Origin of the sequence: Achromobacter sp. UBA5777 (assembly GCF_002418565.1) — a bacterium.
GTDB lineage: Bacteria > Pseudomonadota > Gammaproteobacteria > Burkholderiales > Burkholderiaceae_B > Achromobacter > Achromobacter animicus.
In genome coordinates this window covers 1-25,198 of record NZ_DIEJ01000097.1, presented here as the reverse complement: position 1 = coordinate 25,198, position 25,198 = coordinate 1, and the positions used below count along the sequence as shown (strand labels likewise).

Annotated in this window: 15 protein-coding genes; 14 read left to right on the top strand and 1 reads right to left on the bottom strand. The window is 65.8% G+C overall.

The features are described 5' to 3' along the window. The coding region (locus B3446_RS06855) for a PrpR N-terminal domain-containing protein (RefSeq protein WP_291378713.1) at window positions 1-268 on the bottom strand (268 nt) is incomplete at its 3' end. 154 nt (window positions 269-422) lie between these two features. Here B3446_RS06855 and prpB point away from each other — a divergent pair. The 14 genes from prpB to putA all read left to right on the top strand — a co-directional run. Continuing rightward, window positions 423-1,316, top strand: coding sequence for a methylisocitrate lyase (gene prpB, locus B3446_RS06850; protein WP_049404562.1), 894 nt, complete (start codon window positions 423-425; stop codon window positions 1,314-1,316). Between the two features lie 36 nt (window positions 1,317-1,352). After that, complete coding sequence (gene prpC / locus B3446_RS06845) at window positions 1,353-2,510, top strand: bifunctional 2-methylcitrate synthase/citrate synthase (RefSeq protein WP_005410655.1); 1,158 nt, start codon at window positions 1,353-1,355, stop codon at window positions 2,508-2,510. A 97-nt stretch (window positions 2,511-2,607) separates the two neighbouring features. After that, on the top strand, window positions 2,608-5,226 hold the full coding sequence (acnD, locus tag B3446_RS06840; protein ID WP_049404542.1) for a Fe/S-dependent 2-methylisocitrate dehydratase AcnD: 2,619 nt from the start codon (window positions 2,608-2,610) through the stop codon (window positions 5,224-5,226). A 94-nt stretch (window positions 5,227-5,320) separates the two neighbouring features. Next, entirely contained in the window at window positions 5,321-6,025 is a 705-nt protein-coding gene (locus tag B3446_RS06835; protein WP_033835384.1) for a hypothetical protein, read from the top strand. After that, window positions 6,025-6,393: a type II toxin-antitoxin system ParD family antitoxin gene (locus tag B3446_RS06830; RefSeq protein WP_231522733.1), complete on the top strand. Its 369-nt coding sequence runs from the start codon at window positions 6,025-6,027 to the stop codon at window positions 6,391-6,393. Before B3446_RS06835 ends, B3446_RS06830 begins: the two co-directional genes overlap by 1 nt. A 52-nt stretch (window positions 6,394-6,445) precedes the next feature. Next, complete coding sequence (prpF, locus tag B3446_RS06825) at window positions 6,446-7,624, top strand: 2-methylaconitate cis-trans isomerase PrpF (RefSeq protein ID WP_033835382.1); 1,179 nt, start codon at window positions 6,446-6,448, stop codon at window positions 7,622-7,624. Window positions 7,625-7,774: 150 nt separating this feature from the next. After that, on the top strand, window positions 7,775-9,235 hold the full coding sequence (locus B3446_RS06820) for a bifunctional 2-methylcitrate dehydratase/aconitate hydratase (protein ID WP_049404545.1): 1,461 nt from the start codon (window positions 7,775-7,777) through the stop codon (window positions 9,233-9,235). Between the two features lie 163 nt (window positions 9,236-9,398). Next, window positions 9,399-14,306, top strand: coding sequence for an alpha-2-macroglobulin family protein (locus tag B3446_RS06815; RefSeq protein WP_291378652.1), 4,908 nt, complete (start codon window positions 9,399-9,401; stop codon window positions 14,304-14,306). A gap of 76 nt (window positions 14,307-14,382) precedes the next feature. Beyond that, entirely contained in the window at window positions 14,383-16,545 is a 2,163-nt protein-coding gene (pbpC, locus tag B3446_RS06810; protein ID WP_291378717.1) for a penicillin-binding protein 1C, read from the top strand. Window positions 16,546-16,600: 55 nt separating this feature from the next. Then, window positions 16,601-18,913 (top strand): ATP-dependent Clp protease ATP-binding subunit ClpA, encoded by a 2,313-nt coding sequence (clpA, locus tag B3446_RS06805; RefSeq protein ID WP_175138389.1) that lies wholly within the window; start codon window positions 16,601-16,603, stop codon window positions 18,911-18,913. Then, window positions 18,913-20,229 (top strand): paraquat-inducible protein A, encoded by a 1,317-nt coding sequence (locus tag B3446_RS06800; RefSeq protein WP_291378649.1) that lies wholly within the window; start codon window positions 18,913-18,915, stop codon window positions 20,227-20,229. The genes clpA and B3446_RS06800 overlap by 1 nt, the downstream gene beginning before the upstream one ends. A gap of 46 nt (window positions 20,230-20,275) precedes the next feature. Beyond that, window positions 20,276-21,940 carry an intermembrane transport protein PqiB gene (locus B3446_RS06795; RefSeq protein WP_191575612.1) on the top strand — a complete coding sequence of 555 codons (1,665 nt, stop codon included), beginning with the start codon at window positions 20,276-20,278 and terminating at the stop codon, window positions 21,938-21,940. 6 nt (window positions 21,941-21,946) lie between these two features. Then, the gene (locus B3446_RS06790) at window positions 21,947-22,630 is read left to right on the top strand and encodes a PqiC family protein (protein WP_191575611.1); all 684 of its coding nucleotides are present in this window, start codon (window positions 21,947-21,949) and stop codon (window positions 22,628-22,630) included. Window positions 22,631-22,804: 174 nt separating this feature from the next. After that, the coding region (putA, locus tag B3446_RS06785) for a bifunctional proline dehydrogenase/L-glutamate gamma-semialdehyde dehydrogenase PutA (protein WP_291378646.1) at window positions 22,805-25,198 on the top strand (2,394 nt) is incomplete at its 3' end.

The window sequence follows — 25,198 nt, the reverse complement described above, 5'->3', positions numbered from 1 at the left end:
CCAGCGGCAGCTCCAGCCGGCTGCGCAGCCAGGCCGCGTTGGAGCCGCCGGCGATGACCACGTCGCAGTGCTCGCGGCGCAGGCGCTGGCCGATCACGTCCACCGCTTCCTCGAAGCCGAGGTTGATCTGCTCGATACGCGCGCGGCGATCGAACTCGGGAATGACGTCGCCGAGAAGACCGGTCAGCCGCGAGACGCTGACGGTCCAGATCACCGGCCGACTGGGGTCGGCATCGGCGTGGCGCAGGGGCGAGCGGGGCAGGTACATGGCGGCGCGCGTTGGACGGGATGTTTCATGATACATCTGTTTCAATGTTTCATATGTTTCGCTGTTGCATGGGCGTCATTCCCGTGAAATCAACGGCTTGCAGCTTGGCATGGTGCTTGCGCTCTCTTTCCCGTACTTCAACCTGGATTGCCGCATGACCGCTTCCACTCCTTTCTCCGCCGGTGCCCGCTTCCGTGAGGCGCTGGCTGCCGAATCGCCGCTGCAGGTGATCGGCGCGATCAACGCCAACCACGCCCTGCTGGCCAAGCGCGCCGGCTTCCGCGCCATCTACCTGTCCGGCGGCGGTGTTGCCGCGGGCTCGCTGGGCCTGCCGGACCTGGGCATCAACACCCTGGAAGACGTGCTGGTGGACGTGCGCCGCATCACCGATGTCTGCGACCTGCCGTTGATGGTCGACATCGACACCGGCTTCGGCCCGAGCGCGTTCAACATCGCGCGCACCGTGAAGTCGCTGATCAAGGCCGGCGCGGCCGCCTGCCACATCGAAGACCAGGTCGGCGCCAAGCGCTGCGGTCACCGCCCGGGCAAGGAAATCGTCTCGCAGGGTGAAATGGTCGACCGCGTGAAGGCGGCTGCCGATGCCAAGACCGATCCGGACTTCTTCCTGATCGCGCGTACCGACGCCATCCAGGTGGACGGCGTGGACAAGGCCATCGAGCGCGCCATCGCCTGTGTCGAGGCCGGTGCCGACGGCATCTTCGCCGAGGCGGCCTACGACCTGGACACCTATCGCCGCTTCGTCGACGCGGTGAAGGTGCCGGTGCTGGCGAACATCACCGAATTCGGCGCCACCCCGCTGTTCAGCCGCGATGAACTGGCTTCTGCCGGCGTTGCGATCCAGCTGTTCCCGCTGTCGGCCTTCCGCGCCGCCAACAAGGCCGCCGAGAACGTCTACCAGGCGGTGCGTCGCGATGGCCACCAGCGCAACGTGGTGGACACCATGCAGACCCGCGAAGAACTCTACGACCGCATCGGCTACCACGCCTTCGAGCAGCAGCTCGATGCACTGTTCGCCGCCAAGAAATAAGCAGTACCCTGCACCATCAAGTTTTCGGAGGGAAACATGAACGATACGACCGCAACCCCGACCTTCAAGCCGAAGAAGTCCGTCGCCCTGTCCGGCACCGCCGCCGGCAACACCGCGCTGTGCAGCGTGGGCCGCAGCGGCAACGACCTGCACTACCGCGGCTACGACATCCTGGACCTGGCCAACACCAGCGAGTTCGAGGAAATCGCCTACCTGCTGGTGCACGGCAAGCTGCCGACCCGCGCCGAGCTGGTTTCGTACAAGGCCAAACTGAAGTCGCTGCGTGGCATTCCTGCTGCGGTGAAGGCGGCGCTGGAAGAGCTTCCGCCGTCGGCACACCCGATGGACGTGATGCGTACCGGCGTGTCCGTGCTCGGCTGCGTGGCGCCGGAGAAGGACGACCACAACCATCCGGGCGCGCGTGACATCGCCGACAAGCTGATGGCCTGCCTCGGTTCGATGCTGCTGTACTGGTACCACTGGAGCCACAACGGCCGTGCCATCGACGTGGAAACCGACGATGACTCGATCGGCGGCCACTTCCTGCACCTGCTGCATGGCGAGAAGCCGCAGGAGTCGTGGGTGAAGGCGATGCACACCTCGCTGATCCTGTACGCCGAACACGAGTTCAACGCCTCGACCTTCACCTGCCGCGTCATCGCCGGTACCGGCAGCGACATGTACAGCGCAATCTGCGGTGGCATCGGCGCGCTGCGCGGTCCGAAGCACGGCGGCGCCAACGAAGTGGCGTTCGAAGTGCAGAAGCGCTACGACAGTCCCGATGAGGCCGAGGAAGACATCAAGGCCCGCGTCGAGCGCAAGGAAGTGGTGATCGGTTTCGGCCACCCGGTCTACACCGTCTCCGATCCGCGGAACAAGGTGATCAAGGACGTGGCCCGCGAGCTGTCCGAAGAGCAGTCGAGCATGAAGATGTACAACATCGCCGAGCGCCTGGAATCGGTGATGTGGGACATCAAGAAGATGTTCCCGAACCTGGACTGGTTCAGCGCCGTCAGCTACCACATGATGGGCGTGCCGACCGCGATGTTCACTCCCCTGTTCGTGATCGCCCGCACCGCCGGCTGGAGCGCGCACATCGTCGAGCAGCGTATCGACGGCAAGATCATCCGCCCGAGCGCCAACTACATCGGTCCGGAAGACCGCGACTTCGTCGCCATCGACAAGCGCGTCTGATCCACCTGCCGTACCCATCCGGCCGGCCGCGTGCCGGCCGGGTGCTTTCGCCGCCGCACCGCCGGCACCCGGCCCGCCCCAAGTACTCCGCCAGCCCATGAATACCGATTACCGCAAGAACCTCCCCGGCAGCGCGCTGGATTATTTCGACGCGCGTGCCGCTGTCGATGCGATCCAGCCCGGCGCCTACGCCACCCTGCCGTACACCTCGCGCGTGCTGGCCGAGAACCTGGTGCGTCGCTGCGATCCGGCCACGCTCGGCGATTCGCTGAAGCAGCTGATCGAGCGCCGTCGCGACCTCGATTTCCCGTGGTTCCCGGCGCGCGTGGTCTGCCACGACATCCTCGGCCAGACCGCGCTGGTGGACCTGGCCGGCCTGCGTGATGCGATCGCCGACAAGGGTGGCGACCCGGCCAAGGTCAACCCGGTTGTGCCGGTGCAGCTGATCGTCGATCACTCGCTGGCGGTGGAGTGCGGTGGTTTCGATCCGCAGGCGTTCGAGAAGAACCGCGCGATCGAAGATCGTCGCAATGAAGACCGTTTCCACTTCATCGACTGGACCAAGCAGGCATTCCAGAACGTGGATGTGATTCCGCCGGGCAACGGCATCATGCACCAGATCAACCTGGAGAAGATGTCTCCGGTGATCTACGTGCAGGACGGCGTGGCCTTCCCGGATACCTGCGTGGGCACCGACAGCCACACCCCGCACGTGGATGCGCTGGGTGTGATCGCCATTGGTGTGGGTGGTCTGGAAGCGGAGAACGTGATGCTGGGCCGCGCGTCGTGGATGCGCCTGCCCGACACCGTCGGTGTCGAACTGACTGGCCGCCCGCAGCCGGGCATCACCGCCACCGACGTGGTGCTGGCGCTGACCGAGTTCCTGCGCAAGGAACGCGTGGTCGGCGCGTGGCTTGAATTCTTCGGCGAGGGTGCCGCGGCACTGACCATCGGTGACCGTGCCACCATCTCCAACATGTGCCCCGAATACGGGGCCACCGCCGCGATGTTCTACATCGACGCGCAGACCACCGATTACCTGCGCCTGACCGGGCGCGAGGAGTCGCAGGTAGCGCTGGTGGAAAACTACGCACGCACCACCGGTCTGTGGGCCGACGATCTGGCGACCGCGCAGTACGAGCGCGTGCTGCGCTTCGACCTGTCCAGCGTGGTGCGCAACATGGCTGGCCCGTCCAACCCGCACAAGCGCGTGGCCACTGCCGAGCTGGCCGAGCGCGGCATCGCCGACGAGGCCAAGCTGGAAGCGGGCAAGGCCGAGCAGGCGCAGGGCCTGATGCCCGATGGCGCGGTGATCATCGCGGCCATCACCAGCTGCACCAACACCTCCAATCCGCGCAACGTGATCGCCGCAGCACTGCTGGCGCGCAACGCCAACGCGCGTGGCCTGCAGCGCAAGCCGTGGGTGAAGTCGTCGCTGGCGCCGGGTTCCAAGGCCGTCCAGCTGTACCTGGAAGAATCCGGTCTGCTGCCCGACCTGGAACAGCTCGGCTTCGGCATCGTCGCCTTCGCGTGCACTACCTGCAATGGCATGAGTGGTGCGCTGGATCCGAAGATCCAGCAGGAAATCATCGACCGTGACCTGTATTCCACGGCTGTGCTGTCGGGTAACCGCAACTTCGATGGCCGCATCCATCCGTACGCCAAGCAGGCCTTCCTGGCGTCGCCGCCGCTGGTGATCGCCTATGCCATCGCCGGCACCGTCCGCTTCGATATCGAGAAGGACGTGCTGGGCGTGGATGCCGACGGCAACGAAGTGCGCCTGAAGGACATCTGGCCCAGCGATGCCGAGATCGACGCGGTGGTGAAGGCCTCGGTGAAGCCCGAGCAGTTCCGCAAGGTCTACAACCCGATGTTCAACGTGCGCGTGGAGCACGGCACCGCGGTCAGCCCGCTGTACGACTGGCGCCCGCAGAGCACCTACATCCGCCGTCCTCCGTACTGGGAGGGCGCACTGGCGGGCGAGCGCACGCTGGCAGGCATGCGCGCGCTGGCGGTGCTGCCGGACAACATCACCACCGACCACCTGTCGCCGTCCAACGCGATTCTGGCGTCCAGTGCCGCCGGCGAATACCTCGCGAAGATGGGCCTGCCGGAAGAGGACTTCAATTCCTACGCCACCCATCGCGGCGACCACCTGACCGCGCAGCGCGCCACCTTCGCCAATCCGAAGCTGTTCAACGAAATGGTGCGCAATGACGACGGCAGCGTGAAGCAGGGTTCGCTGGCGCGCGTGGAGCCGGAAGGCAAGGTGATGCGCATGTGGGAGGCGATCGAGACCTACATGGAGCGCAAGCAGCCGCTGATCATCATCGCCGGCGCCGACTACGGCCAGGGCAGCTCGCGTGACTGGGCCGCAAAGGGCGTGCGCCTGGCTGGCGTCGAGGCGATCGTGGCCGAGGGCTTCGAACGCATCCACCGTACCAACCTGATCGGCATGGGCGTGCTGCCGCTGGAGTTCAAGCCGGGCACCACCCGCCTGACCCTGGGGATCGACGGTACCGAGACCTTTGACGTGATCGGCGAGCGTACCCCGCGTGCCGAACTGACCCTGGTCATCCACCGCCGCGACGGCCAGGACGTGATCGTGCCGGTCACCTGCCGCCTGGACAGCGACGAGGAAGTGGCGATCTACGAGGCCGGCGGCGTGCTGCAGCGCTTCGCCCAGGACTTCCTGGAAGGCGCCAAGGTGGCGTAAGGCAGCAGATAGCTGACTTGTATCGAGTTGCCGCCATGCTGGCTTCGGCCCGCATGGCGGTGGTCACGGAGGAGAGGGGTGTTGCCCCATCTGCATGGGAACGGCGTTCTACAACATCGCAGGCACGGTCAACACCGCCTTCATCCTGCTGAGCCTATTGGGTGTGGGCGCGCAGTTGCGCCTGGTGCGCAACCGTCGGGAGCGTGCGGACGCGACTGACAGCGCCACTGCAGTATTGTCGCTGAATCAATTCACGGTCAGCTTCCTGGCGTACCTGTCTTTCTTCGTCTATGGCTACAGCGTCACGCCGTTCAATCACTTCATTGTCTGGCCACGCTTGCTCGCGTCGGTGCTGGTCATGGCCATCCTGGTGGAGATCTGGCGCGACCGACGGAATCGCTCCGCGACGACCAGCGTGTTGGCAGCCGCGCTGCTGCTGATCTGCGCGCTGACCGGCTTGGCCTGGGGTGATCGTCACGCGGACGAGGGCAGGGTGGTGGCCAGTGCGATGATCGTGGCCATCACTGCCTTGCTGGCGCAGGGCTACACGCATCAGATCCTGTTGATCCTTCGCAATGGCCATACCGGTGCAGTGTCGCTGCGGATGAGCCAGTGGATCCTGCTCATGGACCTGTCCACGATCGTATTTGCCTTCGCCATGGGCCTACGGATGGGATGGCCGTTGCTGCTGCTGGCAGTGGTGAGTGGCAGTACCAAGCTGGTCATCCTGTACCTGTTCCGATGGCAGCAGGGAACGTCCGCGCGGGCGCGGCGAAGTCATACTGGAGCGCCTGCGTGATGGCGAAGGCCTCTTTAAGCAACGGCTGGCGCTTTCTGCCCTTGTCGTTGCCTTTGGTGCCTCGCAGACTGTCGCGTGACAGTTCCGCAGTGGAGGTCTATATGGTCAATGTCAACGTGGTGCTGACTGATGAGCTCAAACAGTTCGTGGACCAGGAAGTTCGTGAAGGCGACTACGCCAGCGCTTCCGAGTACGTTCGCGACCTTATCCGTCAGCGTCGGCGAAGCAAGGCTGAAGACCTGCTTCGCCAGTTGATCGCTGAAGGTCTTGCTTCGGGGCCTCCGGCCCCCTGCCTCTGGGGCACTTCCAGAAACTGCTCGAGCGCGCATCGAATCGAAGATGAAGCCAGTACATATGGCCCACCTTAGGGCGGTGCACGGCTCCCAGAGAATTGTTTCACTGCACACAGGAACCCGATCCATGACCTTCCTCCCGCAACTCCGTATTCCCGCCACCTACATGCGTGGTGGCACCAGCAAGGGCGTGTTCTTCCGCCTGCAGGATCTGCCGGAAGCCGCGCAGGTGCCAGGTGCCGCACGCGATGCGCTGCTGATGCGCGTGATCGGCTCGCCAGATCCGTATGGCAAGCAGACCGATGGCATGGGCGGTGCAACGTCCAGCACCAGCAAATGCGTGATCATCTCCACCGCTTCGGTGCCGGACCACGATGTGGACTACCTGTACGGCCAGGTCTCGATCGATACCGCCTTCGTCGACTGGAGCGGCAATTGCGGCAACCTCAGCACCGCGGTGGGTCCGTTCGCGATCGCCCATGGGCTGATCGATCCGGCCCGGGTGCCGCGCGATGGCCTGTGCACCGTGCGCATCTGGCAGGCCAACATCGGCAAGACCATCATCGCGCACGTGCCGATGCGCGATGGCGAAGTGCAGGAGACCGGCGATTTCGAGCTGGATGGCGTGACCTTCCCGGCGGCCGAGATCCAGCTGGAATTCATCGATCCGTCCGATGACGGTGATGCGGGCGCGATGTTCCCGACCGGCAATCTGGTCGATACATTGGACGTGCCCGGCGTGGGCAGCTTCGAGGTGACCATGATCACCGCCGGCATCCCGACCATCTTCCTCAACGCCGCCGACCTCGGCTACACCGGGACCGAGCTGCAGCCGGCAATCAACGAAGACAAGGCGGCACTACAGAAGTTCGAGACCATTCGTGCCTACGGCGCGCTGCGCATGGGCCTGATCAACACGCTGGAAGACGCGGCAACCCGCCAGCACACACCGAAGGTCGCCTTCGTGGCACCGGCACAGGACTACGTGTCGTCCAGCGGCAAGGCCATTCCGGCCTCGGCGATCGACCTGCATGCGCGTGCGCTGTCGATGGGCAAGCTGCATCACGCGATGATGGGGACCGCCGCCGTGGCGATCGGTACCGCAGCGGCGATCCCGGGCACGCTGGTCAATCGCGCCGCCGGCGGCGGCGAACGCGAAGCGGTGACGTTCGGCCATCCCTCCGGCACGTTGCGCGTGGGTGCGCAGGCCGGTCTCGTTGACGGCCAGTGGACGGTGACCAAGGCCATCATGAGCCGCAGCGCCCGCGTGCTGATGGAAGGCAAGGTGCGGGTACCGGTCGAGTAACCAGCCGAACGGCGCCGGCATCACATGCTCTGGTGGATGCCAACCTTGGTTGGCATTGCATTGGCACCGCCCGGGTACGGTCCAGCGCCAACCTAGGTTGGCGATTACCGGGAGGCGCGGCCTGACCTGCTTCTGAAGAGGAGATCGACGATGTCCGACAGCCACACCCCATCCAACGAGCGTGCAGCCTGGGATGCGCTGCTGGTGGACATCGTCGATTACGTGCGCGACGCGCGCATCGACTCACCGCTGGCGTTCCAGACCGCGCACCACTGCCTGCTCGATACGCTGGGCTGTGGCCTGGAAGCGCTGTCCTTCCCGGCCTGCAGCAAGCTGCTCGGTCCACTGGTGCCGGGCATCAGCGTAGTCAACGGCGCGCGCGTACCGGGCACGCACTACGTGCTGGATCCGGTGCAGGCCGCCTTCAACATCGGCGCAATGGTGCGCTGGCTGGATTTCAACGACACCTGGCTCGCCGCCGAATGGGGGCACCCGTCGGACAACCTGGGCGGCATCCTCGCCGTCTGCGATTGGCTGGGCCGCAACGCGCAGGCCCTGCGCCGACCGCCGCCGACCGTGCACGACGTGTTGCTGGCGATGATCAAGGCGCACGAGATCCAGGGCGTGCTGGCCCTGCAGAACTCCTTCAACCGGGTGGGGCTCGACCACGTGGTGCTGGTCAAGGTGGCGACCACGGCCGTGGTCGCCCAACTGCTCGGGCTGGACCGCGAGCGCATGCTCAATGCGCTGTCACTGGCCTGGGTCGATGGCCAAGCGCTGCGCACCTACCGGCACGCTCCCAACACCGGCTCGCGCAAGAGCTGGGCGGCCGGCGATGCGACCAGCCGTGGCGTGCGCCTGGCCTTGATGGCGGCCAGTGGTGAGATGGGCTATCCCAGCGTGCTCAGCGCGCCAACCTGGGGCTTCGAGGCCGTGTCCATGCGCGGTCAGTCACTGACGCTGGGGCGACCGCTGGGCAGCTATGTGATGGAGAACGTGCTGTTCAAGATCAGCTACCCGGCCGAGTTCCACGGCCAGACCGCAGTGGAGGCCGCGGTCATGCTGCACCAGCAGTTGCGTGCGATGGGGCGGCGGGTCGAGGACATCGCGCACATCGCGATCCGGACCCAGGAAGCCTGCATCCGCATCATCGACAAGCAGGGCCCACTGCATAACCCGGCCGACCGCGACCACTGCGTGCAGTACATGGTCGCCATCGCGCTGCTGCACGGGCGGCTGACGGCCGAGGATTACGAGGACGACGTTGCCGCCGACCCGCGCATCGACGCACTGCGCGCGAAGATGGCCTGTCATGAGGATCCGCAGCTCAGCGCCGATTACCTGGACCCGGACAAGCGCAGCATCGCCAACGGCCTGAGTGTGCGCTTCAGCGACGGTACTGAGCTGCCCGAGGTACTGGTGGAATACCCGCTGGGCCACGCGCGCCGACGTGAGGAGGGCATTCCGTTGCTGATGGACAAGTTCCGCCGGCACCTGGCCCACCGCTTCCCGACCACCCAGCAGCAGCGCATCCTGGCCGCATCGCTGGACCCTGTGGCGCTGGCGGCGATGCCGGTGACCGACTACGTGGACCTGTACCTGCCGGGCTAGAGCGATCGGTAGTGCCGGCCGCTGGCCGGCAATTCCATCCAATCTGCCATGCCGGTTGCCGGCCAGCGGCCGGCACTACCCGCACTTGGGGCAATTGCCGAATTCGCGTCAACACTTTGACGTGGCCTGCCTATAATGGCCGCCTCGATCAAGGAGTGACGACATGAGCGGTCCGGCACGGCGGAAGCGGTGGGGATGGGCGGCGGCGGTACTGGCAGGAGGCCTGTTGCTGGGCCTGGCTGGCTGCCGCAATGACAGCGGGCAGCTGCCCAAGGCCAGCGGTGAAGCCATCACCACCAAGGCCGAGCAGGTGAAGGAATTCACCCTGCTGCGTGCCTACCCGGACCAGAAGAATGACGGCCTGTCGCTGGCGCTGGAGTTCTCGCGCCCGCTGGTCGGCACCCAGGATTTCGACAAGCTGGTGCGCTTCGAAGAGAAGGTCGGCACCGACGACAGCAGCTGGACGCTGTCCGATGACGGCCTGACCCTGCGCTACCCGTTCGTCGAGGCCGGCAAGGAGTTCAGCCTGGTGGTCTCGCCGGACCTGCTGGCCGCCGATGGCAGCCGCCTGGGCAAGGAGCTGAAACAGAAGGTGTTCAGCGGCGAGCTGAAACCGGTGGTCGGCTTCGCCTCGCAGGGCAGCGTGCTGCCGGCCAAGGACAGTCGTGGCCTGCCGGTGGTCTCGGTGAACGTGCCGGAGGTCGACGTCGAGTTCCTGCGCGTGCGCGAGAAGGACCTGCCGACCTTCTTCAGCCAGTACCAGCGCGGTGGCCGCCGCGGCAGCTGGGAGCTGAGCAGCGACTACGAGCGCAGCCCGATCAACAAGCTGGCAGAGCCGGTCTACGTCAACCGCTTCATCCTGGGCGGCAAGAAGAACGAGCGGGTGCTGACCTACCTGCCGACCCAGGACATCAAGGAACTGCAGGAGCCGGGCCTGTACTTCGCCCTGCTCAAGCGCACCGGTGACTACGAAGGCGAGTTCGATACCGCGTTCTTCTCGGTCAGCGACATCGGCCTGCATACCCGCGCCTACAAGGACAAGCTGTTCGTCCATACCGCCGGCCTGAAGGACGGCGCGCCGCTGAAGGGCATCGACCTGCGCGTGCTCGATGCCAAGGGCGAGGTGGTGCTGAAGGGCAGCACCGACGGCAATGGCAATGCGCTGCTGAACTACACCCTGGATGCCACCCACGTGCTGGTCGCCAGCACCGGCAAGGACACCAGCTTCCTGCCGTTCAACCAGCCGGCGCTGGACCTGAGCGAATTCGCCGTGGCCGGCCGTGACAATGCCTGGTTCGACGTCTACGCCTGGTCCGGCCGCGACCTGTACCGCCCGGGCGAGACCGTGCGCCTGTCCGCCCTGCTGCGCGACAACGACGGCAAGCCGGTCAAGGCGCAACCGGTATTCCTGCGGCTGAAGCAGCCCGACGGCAAGACCTTCCGCGAGACCCGCCTGCAGCCGGGCGACCAGGGCTACATCAACTTCGAGCAGGTCATTCCCGCCGAGGCGCCGACCGGGCGCTGGCAGGTCGAGTTCCGCACCGACCCGGCCAGCAAGGAAGCGATCCAGGGCATGACCCTGCGCATCGAGGAATTCCTGCCGGAACGCATGAAGCTGGACTTGGACAGCGCGCAGAAGACGCTGAAGCCGGGTGAGGACCTGCGCCTGCAGGCCAATGGTGCCTATCTGTACGGGGCACCGGCCAATGGCAACCGCTTCACGGCACGTATGGCGGTGGCCGCCGAGCAGAAGCCGGTGGAGGGCCTGCCGGGCTATTTCTTCGGTGACCCGACCCTGCAGCTGCCGCGCGAGGCCAAGGACGTGATCGATACCACGCTGCCGGGCAACGGCCAGCTGCGTGAGGACGTCGCGTTGCCGGAAGAGGCAGCCAAGGCCAAGGCGCCGATTGCCGTAGTGCTGTCCGGCAGCCTGTATGAAACCGGTGGCCGCACGGTCACCCGTACCCTGAAGCGGGTGATGTGGCCGGCCAACGCCCTGGTCGGTGTACGCCCGCTGTTCAACCCGGAGGACGGTGCCGATTCCAACGGCAACGCGCGCTTCGAATTGATGCGCGTGGATGCTGCTGGTACGCCGCAGCCGGCCAAGGGCTTGAAGATCACTCTGGTGCGCGAGCTGCGCGACTACCACTGGACCTTCAACGACAACCGCTGGGACTACGATTTCACCCGCCGTTTCGAGAACAAGGAAACCCGCACCGTCGATGCCGGCAGCAGTGCGGTCGCCTTCGATTTCCCGGTGGAGTGGGGCGAGTACCGGGTGGACGTGTTCGACCCGTCCACCGGCCTGACCAGCCGTTACCCGTTCCGCGCCGGCTGGAGCTGGGGTGATGACAACCGCGGCCTGGACGCGCGCCCGGACAAGATCAAGCTGGGCCTGGACAAGACCGGCTACAAGGCAGGCGACACGCTTGAGGTGACGGTGACCCCGCCGCACGCCGGCAAGGGCATCCTGATGGTCGAGACCGACCGCATGCTGTACGTGCAGGACATCGACGCCAAGCCGGGTTCGACCTTCAAGATTCCGGTCACCGCTGACTGGGAGCGCCACGACGTCTACATCACCGCGCTGGTGTTCCGCGGCGGCAGTGCGCCGAGCAAGATCACCCCGGCCCGTGCGGTGGGCGTGGTGCACGTGCCGATGGACCGCAAGGGGCGCACCGTGGCCGTCGGCCTGGCAGCGCCCAAGCAGATGCGACCGGAACAGGACCTGCCGGTGACGGTCAGCGCACCGCAGCTGGCCGGCAAAATGGCGCACGTCACGGTCTCGGCGGTGGACGTGGGCATCCTCAACATCACCCGCTTCCCGGTGCCCGATGCCGGTGCGCACTTCTTCGCCCAGCGTCGCCTCGGCATCGATGCCTACGACATCTACAGCCGGGTGATCGAGAGCTTTGACGGCGGCGCCGGCAAGCTGAAGTTCGGTGGCGACATGGCGCTGCAGGCGTTGCCGCAGGCCAAGCGCCCGACCGCGCGCGTGCAGACCGTGGACCTGTTCTCTGGCCCGGTGCAGCTCGATGCCAAGGGCATCGCCCGCATCCGCCTGAAGGTGCCGGACTTCAACGGCACCCTGCGGGTGTCGGCACTGGTCTACAGCGATGACCAGTACGGCAAGCGCGACGTGGAAACCGTGGTGCGTGCGCCGATCCTCGCCGAAGCCAGCATGCCGCGCGTGCTCGCTCCGGGCGACCGCAGCACCGTGACCCTGGATGTGCAGAACTTCACCGGCAAGCCGGGCCAGTTCAACGTGAAGGTGGAAAGCGAGGGCCCGCTGAACCTGGGCGAAGGCAGCCGCAGCGTGCAGTTGAATGCCGACGCCAAGACCACGTTGAGCTTCCCGCTTTCGGCACGCGAGGGCCACAGCGTGGCCAAGGTGCGGGTGCGGGTGGACGGCAACGGCTTCAAGGCCGATCGCCGTTACGACCTGCCGGTGCGTGCGGCGTGGCCGCAGGTGCTGCGTTCGCAGGTGCGCACGCTTGATCCGTTGGCCGCGGTCAGCCTCGATAACAGCCTGACCGATGGCCTGATGGCCGAGTCGGTGAATGCCCGCCTGCTGGTCAGCCCGCTGCCGCCGATCCCGTTCGCCAGTGCGCTGCAGGGTGCATTGAACTACCCGTATGGCTGTGCCGAGCAGACCACCAGCAAGGGCTACGCCGCGCTGATCCTGGACCAGGCAACATCGTCGATGCTCGGTGCCGACGGGCTGGATGCCAAGACCCGCCGCGAGCGCATGGAAGGTGCGTTTGGCCGCCTGGCGTCGATGCAGGTGGCCAATGGCAACTTCTCGATGTGGGGTGACGACGGCTACGTGAACCCGTGGCTGACCCCGTACATCACCGAGTTCCTGCTCGATGCCAAGGACGCCGGCTTCGCCGTGCCCGACAACGTGCTGCAGAAGGCACTCAACCGCCTCAGCGAGGATCTGCTGTCCGGTGGCAACCAGTTCTATGGCCAGGACGACCGCGAGAAACTGAAGTTCGCCAACCAGGCGTACTCGGGCTACGTGCTGGCCAGGGTCAACCGTGCGCCGCTGGGTACCCTGCGCACGCTGTACGACAACGAGCGCAGCAAGGCGGTCGGCGGCCTGTCGCTGGTCCACCTGGGCGTGGCGCTGTCGTTGCAGGGCGATGCCAAGCGCGGCCAGGCCGCGCTGGCGGCGGCCTTCGCCAAGTCCAGCAGCGAACGCCCGTCGTACTTCGGCGACTACGGCAGTGCGATCCGTGATGACGCGCTGATGATCGCGCTGACCCACGAAAACAAGCTGGCCAAGCCGGCCTGGGATGCACGTGCGGTTGACCTCGGCCGCGGCCTGGATGCGCGCCGCAATGCCGGCTGGATGTGGCTGAGTACGCAGGAACAGGTGGCGATTGCCCGCCTTGGCAAGGCGCTTGCTGCCAACCAGAAGGCGCTGGTGGCCGGTGAACTGGTGATCGGTGGCAACACCGAAGCCATCGGCGAACGCAAGCTGTTCGGCCGCAACTTCAGTGCAAATGAACTCGCCAGCGGCGTGCGCTTCACCCCGCAGGGCCAGCCGCCGATGTTCGCCAGCATCGACGTGGCCGGTATCCCGCGCAGCGCGCCGGCACCGGATAACAGCGTGCTGGGCGTCGAGCGCAGCTACTACGGCACCGATGGCAAGCCGTGGTCGCCGCGGCCGCTGAAGGAAGGCGAAGCCCTGATCGTGCGCGTCACCGTCACCGCTGACACCACGATGCCCGATGCACTGCTGACCGACCTGCTGCCGGCCGGCCTGGAGATCGAGAACTTCAACCTGGGCGATGCCAAGCAGTGGGCCGACGTGGTGGTCGATGGCATCACCATCAGCGACCGGGGGGAAGCCGCCGATACCAAGCACGAGGAATTCCGCGACGACCGCTACGTGGCCGCGCTGAAGCTCTCGCGTGGCAGCAAGGCCAACGTGTTCTACCTGGTGCGCGCGGTGCCCCCGGGTCCCTTCCCGGTCCCGCCGCCGCTGGTGGAGGACATGTACCGGCCGCAGCTGCGCGGCGTCGGCCGCAGCAACCCGACCACGATCACGGTGGTACAGCCGTGACCGCGCGGACGGGCCGCGACGGCGCGGCCCGTCCAGCTGGCAAGCTCCAATGCGGCACGCTGCAATGACGAACACGATGACGACCCGGCGGGCGGCCCTGCGCCGCCGGCTGCAGCCGCTGTGGCCGTGGCTGCGCTGGGGTACGGCGGCCACGCTGGCACTGCTGCTGGTGCTGGATTTCGCCTTCCCGCCGCCGCTGCCGAAGCAACGCGATACCAGCACTCTGGTGGTGGCTGCCGATGGCACGCCGCTGCGTGCGTTCGCCGACGCCGAGGGCGTGTGGCGTTATCCGGCATCGACCGACAGCGTCTCGCCGCTGTACCTGCAGGCGCTGCTGACCTACGAAGACCGCTGGTTCTGGCGCCATCCGGGCATCAACCCGCTGGCGATCCTGCGTGCCAGTGGCCAGCTGCTGCGCGGTGGTCGCATCGTGTCCGGTGGCTCGACCTTGACCATGCAGGTCGCACGCATCCTCGATCCGCATACGCGCACGCCCTGGGGCAAGCTCAAGCAGATGCTGCGTGCGGTGCAGTTGGAAGTGCACCTGAGCAAGCAGCAGATCCTGGCCCTGTACCTGGAGCGCGCACCCTACGGCGGCACCATCGAGGGCGTGGAAGCGGCCAGCTGGGCCTACCTGGGCAAGCCGGCGGCGCAGCTGTCGCATGCCGAGGCGGCGTTGCTGGCGGTGCTGCCACAGGCGCCGAGCCGGCTGCGCCCGGACCGCCATCCGGAAGCGGCGCAGAAGGCACGCGACAAGGTGCTGTCACGCATGGCCGAGCTGGGCGCGTGGACAGCGGAAGAAGTGGAAGATGCGCGCATCGAGAACGTGGTCGCACGCTCGCTGCGGCCGCCGCTGCATGCCGCGTTGCTGGCACAGCGCCTGCACTCGGCGCATCCGGGCCAGGCACGCATTCAGAGCAGTATCGACATCGGCCTGCAGCGCACCCTGGAAGAACGCGTGGCCAGCTACTTCTCCACGCTGCCCGAGCGCACCTCGGCGGCCCTGCTGGTGGTCGACAACCAGACCCTGCAGGCGCGTGCCTATGTCGGCACGCTGGCGTTCGGTGACCGCCAGCGGCTCGGCCACGTGGACATGGTGCAGGCCTGGCGCTCGCCTGGGTCCACGCTCAAGCCGTTCCTGTATGCAATGGCGCTGGACGATGGCCTGATCCATTCGGAAAGCCTGCTGATCGACGCGCCCATGTCATTCGGCGGCTATGCCCCCGGGAATTTCCAGGCGGCCTTCGCCGGGCCGATCAGCGTGGCGCAGGCGTTGCAGCGGTCGCTCAACGTGCCTGCGGTGGATTTGCTGGACCGGGTCGGACCGGCCAGTTTTGCCTCGGTTATGCTGACGGGCGGCGTGAAGTTACGAATGCCCGCAGGTGCCGAGCCAAATCTCAGCTTGATTTTGGGCGGGGGTGGCACCACATTGGAAGAACTGGTCGGCGCGTATCGTGCGCTGGCCCGGGACGGCATATCGGGGCGGCCGCGCTTGACGGCGGAGCAGCCGGTTGTCGAGTCCCGTATGATGAGTCCTGGCGCGGCCTGGATCGTCCGGGACATCCTCGAAGGTGGTGGACACCCGGACCGGCCGTTTTACCAGTCGGGCAATCCTGGCCGGCAACTGGCCTGGAAAACCGGGACCAGTTTCGGATTCCGGGACGCCTGGGCAGTCGGCGTGACCGACAGATGGACGATCGGCGTATGGGTCGGCAGGCCCGACGGTACGCCGAATCCAGGATTTTTTGGGGCGAACGTGGCGGCGCCGCTACTGCAGGACATCGTGGCGGCATTGCCGGAAGGGGCCCAGCAGGTCCGCGTCAGGCCCGAAACGGTGCAGGCGGTGGTGACATGCTGGCCCTTGGGTTACAGGCTGGGTAGCGAGCCCTCGGGCGCGTGTCCCGAACAGCGGGCGGCCTGGATGCTCAATGAAACGGCGCCGCCCTCGTTTGCCGGCTATGCCGATGCCACCCAGGGACCGCTTCGGCTCGGGGGTGTGGCCAACGGCTCGGTGCTGCGGCCCGTGCCCGGCATGCGGCAAGTTGCGCTGGACGTCGACGTCCAGGGCGCTGAAGGCGAAGTCTGGTGGATGCTCGATGGTCGTGTCGCAAGTCATGGCGCCGCGGGTCATCCGTTTAATTTGGTGCTGGCGCACGACGGCCGGTATACGCTAACCGTCATGGATACACATGGCCGGCACGACAGCGTGGTTTTTGAAATCGCTGGCGTTACGCCATGATCGGCATAGAATATGAATCGTGTATTAGCCCGCTTCGATGCGTTACGGAGGAAGCGTGATTTCTCAAGAGCTTGAAGTCAGCCTGCATATGGCTTTCGTCGAGGCCCGTTCGGCCCGGCACGAATTTATTACCGTCGAGCACCTGCTGTTGGCGTTGCTCGACAACGCTTCGGCGGTCGAGGTCCTGCGCGCCTGCGCGGCCAATCTGGACGACCTGCGCCGCAACCTGCGCCAGTTCGTATCGGAAAACACCCCGGTGATCCCCAGCGGCGCCGAAGTCGACACGCAGCCCACGTTGGGTTTCCAGCGCGTCATTCAGCGCGCGATCATGCACGTCTCGGCCGGCGGCACGGGCAAGAAGCCCGTGACGGGCGCGAACGTGCTGGTGGCCATTTTTGGCGAAAAGGACTCGCACGCCGTGTACTACCTGCAACAGCAGGGCGTCACGCGCCTGGACGTGGTCAATTTCCTGTCCCATGGCATTACCAAACAGCCGCAGGTGGAGTCCGCCGCCGTGCAGAAAGAGCAACAGCCCAATGGTGAAGAGCAGGGCGACTCGCGTCAGTCGCCGCTGGATCAATACGCCACCGACCTGAACGCCGCCGCGCTGGCCGGCCGCATCGATCCCCTGATCGGCCGCGAGCACGAAGTCGAGCGCGTCATTCAGGTGTTGTGCCGCCGCCGCAAGAACAACCCGCTGCTGGTGGGCGAGGCCGGCGTGGGCAAGACCGCCATCGCGGAAGGCCTGGCCTGGCGCATTACGCGCGGCGAAGTGCCCGAAGTCCTGCAGGCCGCTCAGGTCTATTCGCTGGATATGGGCGCGCTGCTGGCCGGCACCAAGTACCGCGGCGATTTCGAACAGCGTCTGAAAGGCGTGCTCAAGCAGATCCGCGGTAACCCCGACGCGATCCTGTTCATCGACGAAATCCACACGCTGATCGGTGCCGGTTCGGCGTCGGGTGGCACGCTGGATGCCTCCAACCTGCTCAAGCCGGCGTTGTCGTCGGGGCAGCTCAAGTGCATCGGCGCAACCACCTACACCGAATACCGTGGCGTCTTTGAAAAGGATCACGCGCTGTCGCGCCGGTTCCAGAAGATCGACGTGCCCGAACCCAGCATCGAACAGACCGTGCAGATCCTTCGCGGCCTGAAAAGCCGCTTCGAAGAACACCACAGCGTGCGCTATTCGGCCGCGGCGCTGTCGGCTGCCGCCGAACTGTCGGCGCGCTTCATCAACGACCGCCACCTGCCGGACAAGGCCATCGACGTGATTGACGAGGCCGGCGCCGCGCAACGTCTGCTGCCGCGGTCGCGCCAGAAGAAGGTGATCGGCAAGGTCGACATCGAAAACATCGTTTCCAAGATCGCGCGCATTCCGCCGCAGTCCGTCTCCAACGACGACCGCAGCAAGCTTGCCACGCTGGACCGCGACTTGAAGACGGTGGTGTTCGGCCAGGATGGCGCCATCGACGCGCTGTCTGCCGCCATCAAGATGGCGCGCTCGGGCCTGGGCAAGCCGGAAAAGCCGATCGGCGCCTTCCTGCTGTCGGGCCCCACGGGCGTCGGCAAGACCGAAGTCGCACGCCAGTTGGCGTTCACGCTGGGTGTCGAACTGCTGCGCTTCGACATGTCCGAATACATGGAGCGCCACGCGGTGTCGCGCCTGATCGGCGCGCCGCCCGGATACGTGGGTTTCGATCAGGGCGGCCTGCTTACCGAGGCCATCACCAAGCAGCCGCATTGCGTGCTGCTGCTCGACGAAATCGAAAAGGCGCACCCGGATGTGTTCAACATCCTGCTGCAGGTCATGGACCACGGCACGCTGACCGACAACAACGGCCGCAAGGCTGACTTCCGCAACGTCATCCTCATCATGACGACCAACGCGGGCGCCGAGACCTTGAACCGTCCGTCGATCGGTTTTGCGAACTCGCGGATGGTGGGCGACGAAATGGCGGAAATCCGCCGCATGTTCACGCCCGAATTCCGCAACCGCCTGGACGCGATCATTCCCTTTGCCGCGCTGGACCACGAGGTCATCATGCGCGTGGTGGACAAGTTCCTCATGCAGCTTGAAGACCAGTTGCACGAGCGCCGCGTGGAAGCCGTTTTCACCACGCGCCTGCGTGAACACCTTGCCAAGGAGGGGTTCGATCCGCTCATGGGCGCGCGTCCCATGCAACGTCTTATTCAGGACACCATCCGGCGCGCGCTGGCCGACGAGCTGCTGTTCGGCAAGCTGGTCGACGGCGGTTCGGTCACGGTGGATCTGGACGAGTCGGGCAAGGTTACGCTGGACTTTGACGATAGCGGCAAGCCGCCTTCGTCGGACGCGCCGGATAAGCAGGAAGTCGAACTCGTCGACTGATGACCGCGGACCGCCAGCCGCTGATCGAATGCGAACATTGCGCAAGCATCTATCGCCGACATCAGCTTGAACCTGGCGAGACCGCCAATTGTGCCCGCTGCGGCGCCGTGCTCTGGCGCTACAGCGGGCTTACTTTGTCCAATTGGCTGGCGCTCGCCATCACTGCCCTGATCGTCTTCGGGGTGGCCAACGCCTACCCGGTCGCTTCGATGTCCGTGCAGGGCATGGTCCAAGAAGCTTCCCTGCTGGATTCCATCTCCATTACCTGGCGTCAGGGCCATTGGGTCGTGTCCATCATGACCGGCCTGGCGGGCTTCGCGCTGCCACTGTTGCAGCTGATCGTGCTGCTGTGGGTGCTGGGGCCGCTGTCGCGCGGCCGCGAGCCCGCGGATTTCCACGCCGCCATGCGCCTTTTGGGTGTGCTGCGGCCGTGGTGCATGGTGCCGGTTTTCCTGCTTGGCGTGCTGGTTGCGGTCGTGAAACTGGCCGGGATGGCCGCGGTGGCGCCTGGCATCGGTCTGGCGGCGTTCGGCATCCTGACTGTGCTGCTGACGATGCTCGGCAAACTGTCGCCCCACGTGCTGTGGCGGTATGCCGAATCCGTCGGGGTGGTGCCCGTGCATGTGCCCGAAGCCGGGCCCGACGTCGTGTTGACCGGGTGCCACGTCTGCGGTCAGGTGCAGGCGCTGCCGAAGGACGCCGATCCCGAGGCGCATCATTACTGCGTGCGCTGCGACGCGGTGGTGCATTACCGCAAGCCCGACCATGTGGCGCGCACCTGGGCGCTGCTGCTTGCGGCCGTCGTGTTCTACATTCCCGCGAATGTGCTGCCGGTCATGAACGTCAATTCGCTGCTGGGCGACAGCGCGCACACCATTCTGGGTGGCGTGGTGGAACTCTGGCAGATGGGCTCGTGGGACATTGCGCTGATCGTGTTCATCGCCAGCGTGGCGGTGCCGCTGACCAAACTGCTGGCGCTGATCCTGCTGCTTCTTACAGAACAATGGCGTAGCACAACCAATCTGGGGGCGCGTACGCGGTTGTATCAGATGGTTGAATTCATTGGCCAGTGGTCCATGCTGGATGTATTTGTCGTTATATTGCTGGCGGCCCTGGCCGACTTTCAGGGCTTGATGGAAATCAGCGCCGGTGCCGGCGCCGCCGCGTTCGGCGTGGTTGTCATCCTGACCATGCTGGCTGCCATGAGCTTCGACCTGCGTCGTAGCTGGGACCTTGAAGGTCAGACCGAAATCGAATCAGCGCCGGTGGAGGGCCGGCATGCGCCGGCGTCCGTCTCCGGCAAGCAAGTGGGCTAGGAAAGGCCTCCCGCCGTTGTTTTCCGCTCAGAAAAGGAAAAAGTAGATGTCCGAGCAAGCCCCCGGATCTGGTGAAGAGAAATTCGCGTCGCCCGCGATCTCGCGCAAGAAAAAAAGCCGGATCTCCTGGATCTGGCTGGTCCCTGTCGTGGCCGCATTGATGGGCCTGTCGCTGGTCGTGCGAACCTGGATGCAGGCCGGACCCGACATTTCCATCTCTTTCAATACTGCCGAAGGCCTGGAAGTGGGCAAGACCCAGCTTCGCTACAAGGACGTGAACATCGGCACGGTCAAATCCATCGGTTTCAATGCCGACCGCAGCAAGGTGGTCGTGAAAGCCGAGCTGTCCAAGCAGGTCTCCGACCTGGCGCGCGAAGGCACCAACTTCTGGGTGGTGCGGCCGAGGCTGGACGTAAGCGGCGTGTCGGGCCTGGGCACTCTGCTGTCGGGCGCCTATATCGGCGTGGACGCGGAAGAGGGCAAGGACAACAGCAACCGCGCCACGAAGCTGTCTTTCGAAGGTCTGGAAACCCCGCCCGCCGTGACCCACGACCGCGCGGGCAAGCGGTTCATGCTCAAGGCGTCGGACCTGGGCTCTCTGGATATCGGCTCGCCCGTCTACTACCGCCGCATCAACGTGGGCCGGGTGATCGGCTATGCCCTGGACGAGAACGGCAGCGCCGTGAATGTCGAGGTGTTCGTCGATGCGCCCAACGACAAATTCGTCACCAACGGCACCCGCTTCTGGAACGCCAGCGGCGTGGACTTCAGCGTCAATGCCGATGGCCTGAAGGTGCGCACGCAGTCGCTCGTCTCCATGGCGGTGGGCGGCGTGGCGTTCGCAACCGTGCAGAACGCCCGCGACGGCGATGCGGCGGCCAAGGCCGACACCGAGTTCGACCTGTACGCCACCGAGGCCGCAGCTAAGGCCAATCCTGACGGCGAGGCCTTCCCGATCCGCATGCGCTTTGACCAGTCGATCCGCGGCCTGACCGTGGGTGCACCGATCGACTTCAATGGCATCACGCTGGGCGACGTCACGCAGATCACGCTGGACTTCGATCCCGCCACCAAGCGCTTCTATTCGCTGGTGGATGCGACCCTGTATCCGGAACGGCTGGGCCGCGTCTACGAAGAAGTCCGCGAGCGTGCGATCAAGGAAGGCGACGTGGCAGGCGGCCGCTTGCTGGGCGTGATGATCAAGCATGGGCTGCGCGCCCAACTGCGCACGGCCAACTTGCTGACCGGCCAGCTGTACGTGGTGCTGGACAACGTGCCGAACGCCAAGCCGGTTGAATTCGAGATGTCGGAACCGGCGATCATCCCGACGGTGCCGGGCAACCTGGATCAGCTCCAGCAGCAGGTCACCAACATCGTCACCAAGATCGAGAAGATTCCGTTCGACAAGATCGGCGAGGACCTGCGCGCCACGCTGGCCAGCACGTCCAAGCTGATGAACCGCCTGGACAAGCAGGTGGCGCCCGAGGCCCAGAAGGCGCTCAAGGCGGCCAAGGACTCGATGGCGAACATCAACTCGCTGCTGGCCTCTGACGCCTCGCTGCCGGTCAACACCGAGCGGGCGATGCAGGAACTGAGCCGCGCGGCGCGTTCGCTGCGCGCGCTGGCCGACTTCCTGCAATCGAATCCCGAAGCCCTGCTGCGCGGCAGAGGCGAAGACCCCATCCCGGGCGCCGGCCCAGTCAGGAACTAGACGCTCATGAAAAGCCGACTCTCTTGCTTCGCAACCCCGTCCCGCAGCAAACGCGCCCGCGCTGCGCTGGCCGTGCTGGCGCTGTCCGGCGCGCTGGCCGCGTGCGGGTCGTCGCCGCCCGTCCACTACTACACGCTGCAGACGCCCGAGCGCTCGGGTGCGCCCGCCGCGGCGCCGGGTTCCGCCTCGTTCCTGATCGAGGTGCAGCCCGTCACGCTATCCACGCAGGCCGACCAGCCGCAGCTGATGGTCCGCACCGGCGACGGCAGCATTTCCGCCTTGTATTCCGAACGCTGGAGCTCGCCGCTGGGCGACGAATTGCGTAATGCCTTGTCCGATGCGCTCAAGCGTGACCTTGGCGCACTCGACGTGCAGATGGTCAAGCCGGGGCCGGGGGCGCCGATCTGGCGCATCCAGACCGACGTGCAACGCTTCGAGATGGTGTCGGGCAGCATGGCGCAACTGGATGCCACCTGGCGGGTACGGCCCGTCGACACGAAGGGCAGGGGCCTTCTGTGCCGCAGCGTCGTCACCGAAAACGTGCCGGACGAGGCCGTCGGCAGCCTGATTGCGGCGCAGCAGCGCGCGGTGGTTAGCCTGGCGGGCGTCATGGCGGCCGCCATTCGCGGCCAGAATCCGGCGGGTTCCGGCTCGGTCCAGATGATGGGATGTTCCGCGCTGAAGGAATGATCCGCCCCGGGTTTTCGGTCATAAACCTCGCGATCTCAAGCGGTTAACTGGATTCAACCTAGGGTTAACCTTAATACAAACGCGGTTGCAACCTGTCTAGCATACGGTCCTACCCATACTGGGTCCCGTCCGGGCCCAGTTACACCTTTGCCATGCGACAGGAAGCAATCTCTTATGGCCAGCACGACCCTCGGCGTCAAAGTCGACGACGCACTCCGCGACCGCCTGAAAGCCGCCGCCACCAAGCTCAACTGCACGCCGCATTGGTTGCATAAGCAGGCGATCCTGTCCTATCTGGACAAGATCGAGCGCGGCCATCTGCCCGCCGAGATGTCCCACCTGAGCGCGGATGCCGCGGGCGAAGAGGATGCGGCCGAATCCCATGCCGCGCCCACCCCGCCGTTCTACGAGTTCGGTCAGGACGTGCAGCCGCAATCCGTGCTGCGCGCCGCCATCACGGCGGCCTATCGCCGGCCAGAACCCGAGTGCGTGCCGCTGCTGCTGGGCCAGGCCCGCGTGCCCAACCTGGAAAAGGTGCACGCGATGGCGGCCGGCCTGGTCAAGAAGCTGCGCGGCAAGCGCACCGGTGGCGGGGTCGAAGGCCTGATCCAGGAATTCTCCCTGTCCAGCCAGGAAGGCGTGGCGTTGATGTGTCTGGCTGAAGCGCTGCTGCGCATTCCCGACCGCGCCACACGCGACGCGCTGATCCGCGACAAGGTCGCCCGCGGCGACTGGAAGTCGCACATGGGCGGTTCGCAGTCGCTGTTCGTCAACGCCGCCACCTGGGGGCTGATGATCACCGGCAAGCTGGTGGCCGTGAGCAGCGAGCAGTCGCTGTCCAAGGCACTGACGCGCCTGATCGGCAAGGGCGGCGAGCCGCTGGTGCGCAAGGGCGTGAACATGGCCATGCGCATGATGGGCGAACAATTCGTGTCCGGCCAGACGATTTCCGAAGCCCTGGCCAACAACCGCAAGATGGAATCGCGCGGTTTCCGCTATTCGTACGACATGCTCGGCGAAGCGGCGACCACGGCCGAAGACGCCGAGCGCTACTACGCGTCGTATGAGCAAGCCATCCACGCGATCGGCAAGGCCGCCGCGGGCCGCGGCATCTACGAAGGCCCCGGCATCTCGATCAAGCTGTCCGCCCTGCATCCGCGTTATTCGCGCGGCCAGCGCGAACGCGTCATGGCGGAACTGCTGCCGCGCGTGAAGGCGCTGACCATCCTGGCGCGCAGCTACGACATCGGCCTGAACATCGACGCCGAAGAGGCCGACCGTCTGGAGATCTCGCTGGACCTGCTGGAAGCGCTGTGCTTCACGCCGGAACTCGAAGGCTGGAGCGGCATCGGCTTCGTCATCCAGGCTTACCAGAAGCGCGCGCCGTTCGTCATCGATTACGTGATCGACCTGGCCCGCCGCAGCCGTCACCGCGTGATGGTGCGCCTGGTCAAAGGCGCGTACTGGGACAGCGAAATCAAGCGCGCCCAGGTCGACGGTCTGGAAGGCTATCCGGTCTACACCCGCAAGCTGTACACGGACGTGGCGTACATTGCCTGCGCCCGCAAGCTGCTGGCCGCGCCCGAAGCCGTGTACCCGCAATTTGCTACGCACAACGCCTACACGCTGGCAGCCATCTATCAGCTTGCCGGCCAGAACTACTACCCCGGTCAATACGAGTTCCAGTGCCTGCACGGCATGGGCGAGCCGCTGTACGAAGAAGTGGTCGGCCCGCTGACCCAGGGCAAGCTCAACCGTCCGTGCCGCATCTACGCGCCGGTCGGTACGCACGAAACGCTGCTGGCGTACCTGGTGCGCCGCCTGCTGGAAAACGGCGCCAATACCTCGTTCGTGAACCTCATCGGCGATGAGACAATCCCGGTCGAAACGCTGGTCGCCGACCCGGTGGAAGCCGCCTCGCGCATCACGCCGCTGGGCGCCCCGCACGAGAAGATTCCGCTGCCGCGCGAGCTTTACGGCAATCCGCAGGACGGCGCCCGCGCCAACTCGGCGGGTCTGGACCTCAGCAACGAACATCGCCTGGGCTCGCTGTCGGCGGCCCTCCTGGCCAGCGCCGGCACGCCGTGGCGCGCCGGTCCCATGCTGGGCGAGGGCGGCGAACACTGGGATGCCGCCAAGGCAATCGAAGTGCGCAACCCGGCGAATCTGCGTGACGTGGTTGGCCATGTCATCGAAGCCGATTCGGCCGACGCCGAAGTCGCCCTGCGCGCCGCCGCCAATGCCGCGCCGATCTGGCAGTCCACGCCGGTCGCCGAGCGCGCCCAGTGCCTGCGCCGCGCGGCGCAGTTGCTGGAAGAACAGATGCAGACCCTGCTGGGCCTCATCGTGCGCGAAGCCGGCAAATCGCTGCCGAACGCCATCGCGGAAGTGCGCGAGGCCGTGGACTTCCTGCGTTATTACGCCGACCAGGCCGAGCAGGAGTTCAGCAACGACACGCACCGACCGCTGGGCACCGTGCTGTGCATCAGCCCGTGGAACTTCCCGCTGGCTATCTTCACCGGTCAAGTCGCGGCCGCGCTGGCGGCGGGCAACACCGTGCTGGCCAAG

Coding starts and splice junctions, on each gene's coding strand:
- prpB (WP_049404562.1), top strand. CDS start 423: ATGACCGCTTCCACTCCTTTCTCCGCCGGTGCCCGCTTCCGTGAGGCG.
- prpC (WP_005410655.1), top strand. CDS start 1,353: ATGAACGATACGACCGCAACCCCGACCTTCAAGCCGAAGAAGTCCGTC.
- acnD (WP_049404542.1), top strand. CDS start 2,608: ATGAATACCGATTACCGCAAGAACCTCCCCGGCAGCGCGCTGGATTAT.
- B3446_RS06835 (WP_033835384.1), top strand. CDS start 5,321: ATGGGAACGGCGTTCTACAACATCGCAGGCACGGTCAACACCGCCTTC.
- B3446_RS06830 (WP_231522733.1), top strand. CDS start 6,025: ATGGCGAAGGCCTCTTTAAGCAACGGCTGGCGCTTTCTGCCCTTGTCG.
- prpF (WP_033835382.1), top strand. CDS start 6,446: ATGACCTTCCTCCCGCAACTCCGTATTCCCGCCACCTACATGCGTGGT.
- B3446_RS06820 (WP_049404545.1), top strand. CDS start 7,775: ATGTCCGACAGCCACACCCCATCCAACGAGCGTGCAGCCTGGGATGCG.
- B3446_RS06815 (WP_291378652.1), top strand. CDS start 9,399: ATGAGCGGTCCGGCACGGCGGAAGCGGTGGGGATGGGCGGCGGCGGTA.
- pbpC (WP_291378717.1), top strand. CDS start 14,383: ATGACGACCCGGCGGGCGGCCCTGCGCCGCCGGCTGCAGCCGCTGTGG.
- B3446_RS06800 (WP_291378649.1), top strand. CDS start 18,913: ATGACCGCGGACCGCCAGCCGCTGATCGAATGCGAACATTGCGCAAGC.
- B3446_RS06795 (WP_191575612.1), top strand. CDS start 20,276: ATGTCCGAGCAAGCCCCCGGATCTGGTGAAGAGAAATTCGCGTCGCCC.
- B3446_RS06790 (WP_191575611.1), top strand. CDS start 21,947: ATGAAAAGCCGACTCTCTTGCTTCGCAACCCCGTCCCGCAGCAAACGC.